Genomic DNA, 11,464 nt, shown 5'->3' with positions numbered 1-11,464 from the left:
CTACAGACATGTATAACTGTTAGTAAAGCTCCTTGATGATATCTGATGAGAGGGGAATCCTCCCTTCAATCATTACTTAGATTTGGAAATAGAAACTATTAACTGTAGTCCTTAATGACTACATCATTACTATACTAGGATGATTGAATATGGAAAGTTACACACTTAAGGAAGAAAGACCTTATTTAAAGGTTATTACAAATATTTTTTTAGTCTTTTGGGCTATTGTAAACCTTTTTCCTATTTACTTCATGTTCACGTTTTCATTAAAATCCAACGAAGAAATTTTTGGAAAAAATGTAATTGGTCTTCCTAAGCAGTGGCTGTGGTCCAATTACTCGTCGGCCATGAATACGGGAAATATGGGATTGTATTTTTTTAACAGTTTACTGGTTACAACACTTGCTATAGCAATTTCCATGATGGCAGCCATGATGGCATGTTATGCAATTACCAGAATAAAATGGAAATTCAGCGGACTTGCAAATGCATTTTTTATGCTGGGACTGACAATCCCGATTCAGGCATCAATCGTGCCTGTTTACGTTGTTTTGTCAAAGCTGCACTGGCTCAATAAGTATTCGACGCTTATCGTTCCCTATTCGGCCTTTGCGCTGTCAATGGCAATCCTTATCTGTTCGGGCTTTATGGCAGAAATACCGACAGCACTTGATGAAGCGGCCAGAATAGACGGATGCGGGCTTTTCGGAACATTTTTTAAGATAATACTTCCTCTTATGAAGCCTGCGGTTTCAACTGTAGGAGTTTACTCATATCTTCAGTGCTGGAACGAGTTCATGTTTGCCAATGTATTTATTTCCGATTCGGCACACAGAACACTTCCTGTTGGTATAAAAGCACTTTCAGGTCAGCATACAACAGATTGGGGACCGATTGGCGCAGCACTTGTTATAGCAACGTTTCCAACCCTTATATTCTATATATTCCTTAGCGGCAAGATACAGGCCAGCTTTATAGCTGGCGCCGTTAAGGGGTAAAGAGACGAATCAGGTTTTGCTCAGTTTACCAAGTTCATTGGTCTCGATGACTACAAGGAGTGTGGTATCGGAAGTAAGATTTCGGGTAGGGTCGACAAAGCCCCACTTTGTCCGGTTGTTTTTAACAGCTACAACATTGAGCTTGTATTTTTTACGAAGATCAAGCTCCATAAGATTTTTGCCTATCCAGCTTTCTTTTGGTTTGATTTCCACCATTGAGAGGTTTTCATCGAGCTGGAAGTAGTCAATAAATGAGTCTGAGATCAGGATTCGTGCAGATTGCAAACCACCAAAGTCCTCAGGAATGATGATCTTGTCTGCTCCGACTTTTTTGAGTATTGAAGACATCCTTTCTGAGGAACTTTTTGCTACAACCAAAGGAACGCCCAGCTCTTTTGCAACTGCAACAGACATGATGCTTGCAGACAGATTCCTGCCCATGGCACAGACAACAATGTCCATGTTTTTTATATCAAGTGCCTTTATTTCTTCTTCGTTTTCAAGGTCGGCACATATGCCAACGGTGCAGAAATCTGCCATTTCCTTTACAAGATCTTCATTTTGATCAGCAACAAGCACGTCTGCACCCATTTCAAAAAGACTTTTTGCAAGGCTGATTCCGTATCTTCCAAGTCCTAAAACTGCAACTGATTTTTTCATTTTGATTCTCCTTTATCCTACATAAAAATTGCCTTCGATATATTGAGCTGAATTGTTTTTGGGTTTTCTTTTGGCAAAAAAGATTGCCATGGAAATAGGTCCAATCCTTCCGAGGTACATTGATATAATTACGATAATCCGCCCTGCCGTGTTCAGGGTGGATGTTATGTCCCGGGAAAGCCCGACTGTGGCGGATGCGCTAATTATCTCAAACAAGGCATCGGTAATTGAAACTGATGGGTTTGTTGCCATTAGTAAAAGAGTAAATAAGACAGCCGTAAATGCGCTGACAGTCAGGATTACGGAAGCTTTGCGCATAAGCTCATAAGAAACTTTGCGGTTAAACACAAGATTTTTATCATCATTGTTAATGTAGCTAAAAATATTCAAAGCTGCCAGGAAAAAAGTGACAGTTTTGATTCCACCGGCGGTTCCTACAGGTGAACCACCGATAAACATGAGTAAATAAGCCATGATGCAGGATATATCAGTCATTGATTTTTGTGAAAAGCTTGAAAATCCGGCAGTTCTAAGGGTTACTGATTCAAACAGACTGTTAAGCAGTTTTTGAGAAAACGGCATATTTCCGATTGTTTTGGCATTGTTATATTCAAAGAAAAAGAAAGACAGGGTGCCGAGTAACAAGAGGATAAACGTAAGTGAAAGAACAAGCTTGGTATGTTCGGATAGTCTTTTCCAGATAAGCAGCGGAGTATATTTCTTTTTTATACCATTTACTACTGCGGAGGTAAGGTCAAACCAGACCACATAGCCAAGACCACCAAGGATTATGAGCACCATGGTAGTGGAAAGTACCAATACGTTTGAATTAAAAACAGCCATGCTGCTTGGACCCACAACATCCATTCCGGCATTACAAAAGGCTGATACAGAATTGAAAACAGATGCCCAGATTCCCTTTTTATATCCCAGAAGAGGGATAAAACTGATGGAATAGAGGATGGCTCCGACTAACTCAACAATGAGAGTTCCACGTATGATACGAACCAGCATTTTTAAGATGCCTGATCGCTCATTTAAGTTAAGGGCATCCTTTAGCATTATTCTTTGGCCCATTGAAAACTTTTTTCTGGTAAAGAGCATGAACAATGCGGCGACTGTAATGATTCCAAGACCACCGATCTGCGCAAGGATCATGATGACAGCCTGACCGAAGATACTCCAGTGGCTGTAGGTATCGACCACAATAAGGCCTGTAACGCATACAGATGTGGTTGCAGTAAAAAGAGCTGTCATAAAGTCAGTTGAACATCCACGGGCGGATGATACAGGAAGGAGCAAAAGAACAGTTCCAATTAATATGGCTCCCAAAAAACTAAGTGGTATAAGATGTTCTGAAGAAAAACTCCATTTTTTCAAAAAATTATCCTCCTGAAAAAAGGTTATTAAACAGAATTATACTTCCATGTCATTTACTTAACAAGCAGGCGCAATTTATAAAAAATCGGTTATAATTAAAGCAATATGTAGATTTCAGAAATCCGCATATACTGCGGATTACGTGAGAGTATCATACAAGATTTAAGTGGGTATTCGGGGATATCGGGGAAATGAAATATTGGCTGATCAATAAAAATAATAAGCAAAATACGCTTTCTTTTAGCCTGAAAAGGCTTATTCTGGGAATAGTTCTCGTGGCGACTGTTGTTTTTGCTCTTTCTACTTACATTATTACGAAGCAGGAACAAAGAGATTACGCCATCAGAGATTCTGAAAATGTTCTTAAGACGCTTTCAAGCAACATAAGTTCCGATATACAAAAGTATACATCTCTTTCCAGGCTGATAATGATAGATGACAGAGTACTTACATTCCTAAGGGCCAGAATGCTGTCGGTGGATATCAGTATGATAAACGATGCCAGATATGGCGTTATGGATATTCTGAATGTAACCGAGGGAGTTGACAGCGTGATGATATTCAGAGAAGACATGATAATGCTGGCAACAAACCGTTTTACATATAAATATGATTATGGTCTTATGAACAGTAATGAGTGGAAATGTGACATCTATGAGGGGCTTGGAAGGGCGGTTGTTTCTCTTAACAGTAACAAAATAGCTTCCAAGCAGGACGGAAGACCTGTAGTTACCATCGGAAGAGCAATTTACGATATAGATTCTCAAAAAAGAACCGGAATTCTCATGATGAATATATCATCGCTGGTGTTTGAGAGAATGCTTGCACGACTAAGCTATGACAATATATGTATCATGGGAAGTGACGGGACTTTTCTTGCGGGGAACAAAAAATATGTGGATTTTTTTGATACGCAATTCATAAGCCCCACCATAAAGCATGAGGATGTTTTTATTGGTGGTGAAAAGGAGCTGCTGTCAGGGTGCCTTGTCGGTGACCTCCCCATAGTAATTCTCAGGGTGTCACCCTACGGAACAGAAGGTATTCCTTTCAGAATGCTGTACGTACTGCTTTTTTTGATGATAGTTTTTATTATTCTCGCGGTTTTTGTGGTTTCTTTTATCAGACAGAACATAACAGATCCTATCTTTGAATTGTCAGGCTCCATGGAGAAAAACAGAGAGCTTGGAGAACTTAAGAAGATAAATGTAGATGTTCCGTATAGCGAGCTTGACATGCTGCAGGGAGACTACAACGGAATGATCGATCATGTTAATGACCTTATTGACAAGCTCATGGAAAAAGAAAAGACGCTTCAGAGGGCAGAAATGAGAGTGCTGCAGGAGCAGATAAAACCTCATTTTCTTTATAATTCCATTGAGACAATAGGCTTCATGGCTTTGGATGCCGGGGCCGGAAATGTTCATGATGCCCTTGAAACCCTTGGAAGCTTTTACAGAAATTTTTTGAGCAAAGGCGACAGAGCAATACCACTTTCAAGAGAAGTGTGGATAGTTAAGGATTATCTTTCTCTTCAAAAACTAAGATACGGCGATATTTTGGAAGATGAGTATGACATAGCTGAGAATACACAGGAATTTGTGGTTCCAAAGCTTATTTTGCAGCCGCTTGTGGAAAACAGTATATATCACGGTATACGATTAAAGGGTGAAAGAGGTAAAATAAAGATAAGCAGCAGACTTGAAGATGGTAATCTGCATTTGATCGTTCGTGATACCGGAATAGGAATGAGTCAGGATAAAATAGATCAGATACTGTCCCTTGAGAGGAAGGACAAGAATGATCTTGATACTGAGAGCTTTGGGCTTTGGGGGACTATAGAGCGAATAAGATATTACACCGGAAAAGAGGATGTTGTCAGGATTGAAAGTGAGATTGGGGAATATACTGAAATTGAGTTTGTAATTCCCGGTGTTTTTTGAACTATTTAAGGAGCTGACCGGTACAGGTATTTTAAATATAGATGTTTTGGGAGAGACTATTATGGGAAGAATATACAGGGTTATGGTAATTGACGATGAAGAATCAGCTAGAAAACTTATGAAGGCCGCAATTGATTACGAGAGCCTTGGAATGGAGGTTGTCGGCGAGGCGGCAAGCGGAATTGAAGCTATAAATGTAATTGATGAGATAAGACCGGACATTGCTTTTGTGGACATATCCATGCCTTTTATGGATGGAATAGAGTTTACGGAAATCGCCACCTCAAGATATCCAAACCTTATCATTATTATAATGACGGCGATAGATCAGTTTGAATATGCGAGGAAATGCGTATCTCTTCCTGTTTTTGACTATATGCTAAAGCCTATGATAAGAGCGGAAGTTACAAAGGTTTTAGAGAGAGCAAAAGAAAAGCTTGATGGGGCAGAGCAAAATCTGATGCGAAGGAATAATTCGGAAAGGGATGCTGAAGGAGATGATTTCGATAAACTATCCGGTTTGGAAGAACTTTCCGGAGAAGTTAATTCTACGGAGCTTATAGAAAAGTATGTAATGGAAAATTTCACGGACCCCAAGCTTAATCTTACCTTTATTGCCCAGAATTTTGGGTTTAGCGTAAGCTATTTGTCACGAAAATTCAAAGCAGACACAGGCAAAAACTTTGCAAAATATCTTACGGATCTTCGGATGAAAAAAGCCCTTCGATATGCAGAACTTGGCTACAAAATGTATCAGACTGCTTCTGAAGTCGGGATTCCTGATCCCAATTATTTTGGGAGGTGCTTTAAAAAATATACAGGCATGAGCTATTCGGATTATGTGCTTGAGAAAAGTTCTTAAAATGGAATTATACATTTTATTATTAATAACAAAACAATAAGTAAAATAGTATTAGTAACTGTTTTCAATCAGATAGACATTTATTATATATCGTAATTCCATTAAAATGAGATTATAATTAAACATGAAAGGACATTGCAAATGACGTATTGGATGGAAGATCATGAGAATATGAAGAGGAGGTTTCGGAAAAGATGAATGAACAGATGAAAAAAATCGGCAGACAAATGGGAATCAGAATGGGAATTCTTATGAGCTTTTGTCTTGCTCTTACAGGGACGATTTCTTCAGGTCATTTTACGCCTGTAGGATTTTTATTTAGTTTCATTGTAAGTGCGATCATCAGTATTTTTATCGGATTTTTGGTTCCTGTGGGAAAAATAACCGGTGATGTATGCCGCAGGGCAGGCTTTGCGCAGGGAACTATAAAAGAGCGTCTTTTAAGCAGCCTTATTTCAAATCTTATCTATACACCGCTTATAACTTTCGTTATGGTGCTGCTTGCATATACAATGGCTATGAAGCAAAGTGGCGGAATGGCGCAGCTTTCGTTCATCCCGATGTTTCTTCATTCACTTGTTATCTGCTTTATTGTGGGCTATGTTCTTATATTTATATTCCAGCCGCTGTTTTTAAAACAGCTTATGAAAAAATATAATTAAAATTTTTGCCACAAACGCTATTTACTTCGTATAAATGTACATAAAACAAAAACAATTAAATGGTTAGTTTTTCTGATACAGTTCAGAAGCTAAGCATTAACGTTTTCTTATATGGAGGTTAAGACAATGGCTGAAAATATTAATAAAAAAATGCAGATTACAGATGAGTACCTTGAGGATGTAATTGGTGGTTCAAAGAATCGTAATGCTTGTCCCAAGGGTGGAGACCATGAATTTGAAAAAACCAATGTAAAGGTGTTGAAAAAAGTTGTTCTCAAATGCAAAAAGTGTGGAAAACGCGTTGCATCTAAATAATAACTTAAACTTCCCGCTTGCAGAACCGGGCAGGCTGCCATATATTCTTTTTTCTTGTCTAAGAGAGTTTTGAGGTGTCCATGAGTTTTAAATTTTCTATAGTTTAATCCTGTTTTGTCGCAACATGTTTGAGTATTCAAGGATTTTGCTCTCTCCGGCGCAGTGCAGTTTCGTTTTGCTTCTGACACGAAAATGAAACTTTTCTATGTGCTCATGCAGCTTTTCTTTATTACGCATGCTTCAACTAAAACTCGCAGGGCAAAAATACAGATAAATAGGTCTAGGTGCACTGCACCTATGGCAGAAAAAGAGGCTTTCTTCCAAGCTCATATGAGTTTGGTAAAAAGCCTCTTTACTTCTGCCAAAATGCCCACGAAGTGGGCAAGACCAATTTATCTTTATTTTTGTCCTGCTCAGACAACGTTTCCGCATGCGCAGACAAAGCTGCTTATGAGCACAAGAAAAATGACATTTTCGCGAAATCAGCAAAGCCAAAACTGCACTGTGCCGGAGAGAGCGAAATCCTTGAATATGAGTTTTGCGACATAGGATTAAACTATAGAAAATTTAATACCATGAACACCAAAACTCGAAACGGCAAGAAAAAAGAATATATGGCAGCCTGCCCGGTTCTGCAAGTGGGAGGTTTGAGTTAATGAGTACACAAAGCCGGTGCACCAAAGCGGTTTGAACAGACGTAATTAGCTTACCTTACTTCTGGGAATCACATATGGATCTCCGGTTTCCGGGTCAAGGATAATTGAACTTTCCATGCCGTATATTTCATGCATGAGGTCGGAAGTGATGATATCTTTTGGACTTCCGTTTGCCACAAGTTTACCTTTATTCATGGCAAATATGTGATCGGCATATCTGATAGAGAGATTAATATCGTGAAGAATAGCAACGATTGTTACTTTCTTTTCCCTGTTTAGCCTTGCGAGACAGTCGAGAATCTCTACCTGATATGCAATATCAAGGTATGTTGTTGGCTCGTCAAGGAGCAGTATATCTGTGTCCTGAGCAAGGGCAAGTGCTATCCATACACGCTGCCTTTGTCCGCCGGATAGTGAATCAACCTGCTTATCTGCAAGATCTGTGATACCCATTGCACACATTGCGTAGGAAATAGCTTCATAGTCAGTTTTTGAAAGCTGTCCAAAAAGATTCTGATAGGGAAATCTTCCTCTTGCTACCAGGTCTGCAACTGTTATTCCTGCAGGAACTATAGGAGACTGAGGAAGGAGTCCCACCTTTTTGGCAAGCTGCCTGGTAGGAAGCTCGCATATTGGCTTTCCGTCAAGAAGGATATTTCCTTTTGAAGGCGCCAGGAGTCTTGCGAAACTCTTAAGAAGCGTTGACTTTCCGCATCCGTTTGGACCGATAAGGACGCTGAATTTTCCGGCAGGGATACTTAAGTTCATGTCTTCTATGATCAGTCTGTTATCATAGCCTGCGTTTATTCCGTTTGCAGTAAAAGTGTGACTCTGTGCGATCTTACTCATCAGATCTTTTCTCCTTTTTTGTTGATATTAAGTAACAGCAGTAGTAAATAAGGTGCTCCCAAAAGTCCTGTTATGACTCCAACAGGATAACTGGTTTCGAACAGATTTTTTCCTATAAGCTCAGATGCGTAAACAATTATTGTTCCCACAAGACCTGAGGTTAACATTGCAATCGATCCGTTTTTGGTTAACCTTGTTGCAATGGGGCCTGATAAAAAAGCTACTGAAGCTATGGGACCTGTTGCTGCGGTTGCAACTGATGAAAGCAGCAAAGCACAAATAAGGCAGCAGATTCTTATGAGATTTATGGATGCTCCGAGTGTTGTGGCATACTCATCTCCAAGCTGCATTATTCTCAGCTCTTTGTTACAAAATAAAAGTGCTCCGCCGGAAAATAATGTCATGATTAAAATGGCGGGAACGTCGGACATTTGTACCGGATTTAGGCTTCCACGCAGCCACCTTAAGGCAGTTCCTACATCATATTCCGAACCAACCAACAGCATCCATGAAATAAGGGCGTTTAAAACCGCCTGAAATCCTATTCCGATAAGGATCATTCTGCTGCTGAAGGCTTTTCCTTTCCCTGAGAGAAGGAGAATAAGTCCTGTCACCAAAAGACCTGCAACTACCGAGAATACCGATGCAACTGCACCGCTGATACCAAGTATCAAAATGCAGAAAACTGCAGCAGCAGAGGAACCTGCAGTGACGCCGATTATATCGGGAGATGCCAAAGGGTTTCTTAAAAGATTTTGAAATGTGTACCCTGCAAGCCCAAAAGAAAAACCTGCAAGACCTCCGACAATGAGCTTTGGAAGCCTTAGACTTTTTATGGTGTATGCTGCTCCTTTGGTTTCATCACTGAGCAAAACTCTTATAACTTCCCTTAAGGAATAATTGGTATTTCCTATTGTCATCATAAAAATGCCGAGGATGGCAATGATAACAACAAAGAACACTACGCAGGCGATATTTCTTTTGCTCTGTCTTGAGTATATATTTTTTAAATTTGTTTCCAGATTGGTTGTCATATATTTTTGGCCTTTGTCATCCATACAATTGATATAAATACCGGCGCTCCCATAATGGCTGTAATGATGCCAACCTCCAGTTCTCCGGGACGCCCTAAAATTCTTCCCAGTACATCGGAAATAGTCAAAAGAGCTGCACCGCCAAGGGCAGAGAGCGGAACTATAATCCGCATGTCATTGTCAAACAGCTGTCTTATGACATGGGGGAGCATAAGTCCCACAAATCCTATTGGTCCTGCCAGAGCAGTTACTGATGCGCACAGAAGTACACCGGCAAAAGCAGATATTATCCTTATCTGTCCCACTTTTACACCGAGAGATATAGCCATCTCATCCCCAAGTGACAGGGCATTTAAGGGGGAGGCGCATAAGAGAGAAAGAATCAGTCCGGCTATGAAAAAAGGGAAAAGAAGCTTTACATCTTCCCAACTGCCTCCGCTTATACTTCCAACCTGCCAGAAACGAAACTCTTTCATAACCTGTGAGTCCGGGAGCATTATGGTATTTACTATGGCGCCAAGGGCTGTGGATACCGCAGTTCCTGCAAGGGCAAGCTTTAAAGAGGTTGCACCGCCATAGCCGACACTGGCAATCCCATAGACAAAAAATGCAGTGGCCATAGCTCCGATAAAGGAAAGACCAATCAGTCCAATGCCTGAAGAAATATTAAGATAAGCGATACCGATCACCACCATGAGAGAAGCACCGGTGTTCACACCAAGGATGCTTGGATCCGCTATGGGATTTCTGGTGATTGACTGCATCATTGCTCCTGACACACCAAGGCAGCCTCCGGCGATGAGGCCGAAGACTGTCCTTGGAATTCTGGCTGCTATAACAGCCGAGATGAATGCATCTGTTTCCTTTCCGGTAAAAAAGCTGACAATATCGCCGGGTGCTACAAACTTACTGCCATATACTATTGAAAGGATAGTGCCCGCTATCACAAAAATGATCAGCGTTATTATTCCTATTATTAACTTACTGTTATTGTATTTTGTTTGCTGCTTCATTTAACACTTCCAGATAATCATCAATTGCATAAGGAATCGAAAGAACTGTCGGAGTACTTGCTGCTGCAAGAGCATCGTTTGAATCAAGAAGTACAAATGCTCCGTTGTTTACGGCAGGAATGTTTGAAAATCTGCCATCGTTTTGCATTGCTGTAACAAGGGACTCTGTTCCATAAGTTATGATGATGTCTATATCGCTTAGAACATCTGCGTTTTCAGCACTAACAGTAATTGAAAAAGCAGTAGGATCATCTATAAGCGAAGTTACGCTATCGGGAGTTACAAATCCAAGGTCACCAAGGAATGCTGCTCTTGGATCATTGTTTGTATAAATATAGAAGGTTCCGAGATCATCTTCAGAAAGCCAGAAGAATGCAACTCTTTTGCCGCTAAGGTTAGGATAGTTAGAGAGTTTGTCGGCAATGAGCTGTTCTACATCGGCAACAAGTGCCTTTCCTTCTTCCTCAAGACCAAGGGCAGTAGCATCATTTATGGTCTCTTCCTGCCAGGTGGTAGTCCATGCAATGGTAGGATATGCAACAACAGGAGCAATCTCGCTTAATCTGTCATATTCTTCCTGACTAAGTCCTGAATAAGCAGCCAGGATTACATCAGGCTGGCAGTCTGAAATAGCTTCATAGTCCAATCCATCTGTATCATCAAATACGTTAGGCGTAGCGCCGAGATCTTCGAAAGCCTTAGCTGTCCATGCAAGAAGACCGTTTTCATCTCTCGGGCCGAAGTTTGCTTCTGAAATTCCAACAGGAACTATTCCGAGAGCAAGAGGAACGTCAGGATTTCCCCATGCGATTGCGACAACGTTTTCAGGCTTCTCTTCAATAACTGTTTCACCAAGTCCGTGTGTGATTGTAATTGGGAAAGTGGTGTCAGATGAACTGTCTGCTGTATCGAGAGATAATTCAGCTGTTGATGCTGAATCTGAAACTGAAGCTTCCTCTTTTGCTTCAGTATCGGCTGCTGCAGTAGTATCTGCAGTGGGTGTTTTAGATGCTGATCCGCATGCCACAGCGCTAAGACTAAGAATACCTGCAAATAATGCTGAAATAAATTTGTTTTTCATAATTAACTCCT

At 40.5% G+C, this 11,464-nt stretch carries 12 protein-coding genes; 6 read left to right on the top strand and 6 right to left on the bottom strand.

Annotation, left to right across the window (positions count from 1 at the left end; translation table 11 throughout):
- Positions 1 to 149 precede the first annotated feature (149 nt).
- Positions 150 to 998: a carbohydrate ABC transporter permease gene (locus J6O61_RS19380; protein WP_292215954.1), complete on the top strand. Its 849-nt coding sequence runs from the start codon at positions 150 to 152 to the stop codon at positions 996 to 998.
- A gap of 9 nt (positions 999 to 1,007) precedes the next feature.
- On the opposite strand, the gene J6O61_RS19375 is transcribed toward J6O61_RS19380, so the two are convergent.
- Both J6O61_RS19375 and J6O61_RS19370 read right to left on the bottom strand, forming a co-directional pair.
- The gene (locus J6O61_RS19375) at positions 1,008 to 1,658 is read right to left on the bottom strand and encodes a potassium channel family protein (protein ID WP_292215953.1); all 651 of its coding nucleotides are present in this window, start codon (positions 1,656 to 1,658) and stop codon (positions 1,008 to 1,010) included.
- A gap of 12 nt (positions 1,659 to 1,670) precedes the next feature.
- Positions 1,671 to 3,038, bottom strand: coding sequence for a TrkH family potassium uptake protein (locus J6O61_RS19370; RefSeq protein ID WP_292215952.1), 1,368 nt, complete (start codon positions 3,036 to 3,038; stop codon positions 1,671 to 1,673).
- A gap of 191 nt (positions 3,039 to 3,229) precedes the next feature.
- On the opposite strand from J6O61_RS19370, the gene J6O61_RS19365 reads away from it, so the two are divergent.
- The 5 genes from J6O61_RS19365 to J6O61_RS19345 all read left to right on the top strand — a co-directional run bounded on the left by J6O61_RS19365 (position 3,230) and on the right by J6O61_RS19345 (position 7,476).
- Positions 3,230 to 4,981, top strand: coding sequence for a sensor histidine kinase (locus J6O61_RS19365; protein ID WP_292215951.1), 1,752 nt, complete (start codon positions 3,230 to 3,232; stop codon positions 4,979 to 4,981).
- A gap of 61 nt (positions 4,982 to 5,042) precedes the next feature.
- Complete coding sequence (locus J6O61_RS19360) at positions 5,043 to 5,843, top strand: response regulator transcription factor (RefSeq protein ID WP_292215950.1); 801 nt, start codon at positions 5,043 to 5,045, stop codon at positions 5,841 to 5,843.
- A 194-nt stretch (positions 5,844 to 6,037) separates the two neighbouring features.
- A complete protein-coding gene (locus J6O61_RS19355) occupies positions 6,038 to 6,505 on the top strand; it encodes a hypothetical protein (RefSeq protein WP_292215949.1) in 468 nt (155 codons plus the stop codon).
- 126 nt (positions 6,506 to 6,631) lie between these two features.
- Complete coding sequence (locus J6O61_RS19350; protein WP_292215948.1) at positions 6,632 to 6,820, top strand: hypothetical protein; 189 nt, start codon at positions 6,632 to 6,634, stop codon at positions 6,818 to 6,820.
- Positions 6,821 to 7,104: 284 nt separating this feature from the next.
- A complete protein-coding gene (locus tag J6O61_RS19345; protein ID WP_292215947.1) occupies positions 7,105 to 7,476 on the top strand; it encodes a hypothetical protein in 372 nt (123 codons plus the stop codon).
- Positions 7,477 to 7,521: 45 nt separating this feature from the next.
- Here J6O61_RS19345 and J6O61_RS19340 read toward each other — a convergent pair whose 3' ends face one another.
- From J6O61_RS19340 to J6O61_RS19325, 4 genes are read right to left on the bottom strand one after another with little or no spacing between them, the layout of a single operon-like run.
- On the bottom strand, positions 7,522 to 8,325 hold the full coding sequence (locus J6O61_RS19340) for an ABC transporter ATP-binding protein (protein ID WP_292215946.1): 804 nt from the start codon (positions 8,323 to 8,325) through the stop codon (positions 7,522 to 7,524).
- Entirely contained in the window at positions 8,325 to 9,383 is a 1,059-nt protein-coding gene (locus J6O61_RS19335) for a FecCD family ABC transporter permease (protein ID WP_292215945.1), read from the bottom strand. The genes J6O61_RS19340 and J6O61_RS19335 overlap by 1 nt, the downstream gene beginning before the upstream one ends.
- Complete coding sequence (locus J6O61_RS19330; protein ID WP_292215944.1) at positions 9,356 to 10,372, bottom strand: FecCD family ABC transporter permease; 1,017 nt, start codon at positions 10,370 to 10,372, stop codon at positions 9,356 to 9,358. The genes J6O61_RS19335 and J6O61_RS19330 overlap by 28 nt, the downstream gene beginning before the upstream one ends.
- Positions 10,347 to 11,453 (bottom strand): iron-siderophore ABC transporter substrate-binding protein, encoded by a 1,107-nt coding sequence (locus J6O61_RS19325; protein ID WP_292215943.1) that lies wholly within the window; start codon positions 11,451 to 11,453, stop codon positions 10,347 to 10,349. Before J6O61_RS19325 ends, J6O61_RS19330 begins: the two co-directional genes overlap by 26 nt.
- Between the last annotated feature and the right edge of the window lie 11 nt (positions 11,454 to 11,464).

This window comes from Butyrivibrio sp. (genome assembly GCF_017635265.1).
GTDB lineage: Bacteria > Bacillota > Clostridia > Lachnospirales > Lachnospiraceae > Butyrivibrio.
This window is presented reverse-complemented; position numbering and strand designations above follow the sequence as displayed.

Excerpts from the sequence above, each read along its gene's own strand:
- J6O61_RS19360 (WP_292215950.1), top strand. The coding sequence starts at position 5,043 with ATGGGAAGAATATACAGGGTTATGGTAATTGACGATGAAGAATCAGCT.
- J6O61_RS19365 (WP_292215951.1), top strand. The coding sequence starts at position 3,230 with ATGAAATATTGGCTGATCAATAAAAATAATAAGCAAAATACGCTTTCT.
- J6O61_RS19335 (WP_292215945.1), bottom strand. The coding sequence starts at position 9,383 with ATGGATGACAAAGGCCAAAAATATATGACAACCAATCTGGAAACAAAT.
- J6O61_RS19340 (WP_292215946.1), bottom strand. The coding sequence starts at position 8,325 with ATGAGTAAGATCGCACAGAGTCACACTTTTACTGCAAACGGAATAAAC.
- J6O61_RS19325 (WP_292215943.1), bottom strand. The coding sequence starts at position 11,453 with ATGAAAAACAAATTTATTTCAGCATTATTTGCAGGTATTCTTAGTCTT.
- J6O61_RS19375 (WP_292215953.1), bottom strand. The coding sequence starts at position 1,658 with ATGAAAAAATCAGTTGCAGTTTTAGGACTTGGAAGATACGGAATCAGC.
- J6O61_RS19330 (WP_292215944.1), bottom strand. The coding sequence starts at position 10,372 with ATGAAGCAGCAAACAAAATACAATAACAGTAAGTTAATAATAGGAATA.
- J6O61_RS19380 (WP_292215954.1), top strand. The coding sequence starts at position 150 with ATGGAAAGTTACACACTTAAGGAAGAAAGACCTTATTTAAAGGTTATT.
- J6O61_RS19350 (WP_292215948.1), top strand. The coding sequence starts at position 6,632 with ATGGCTGAAAATATTAATAAAAAAATGCAGATTACAGATGAGTACCTT.
- J6O61_RS19355 (WP_292215949.1), top strand. The coding sequence starts at position 6,038 with ATGAATGAACAGATGAAAAAAATCGGCAGACAAATGGGAATCAGAATG.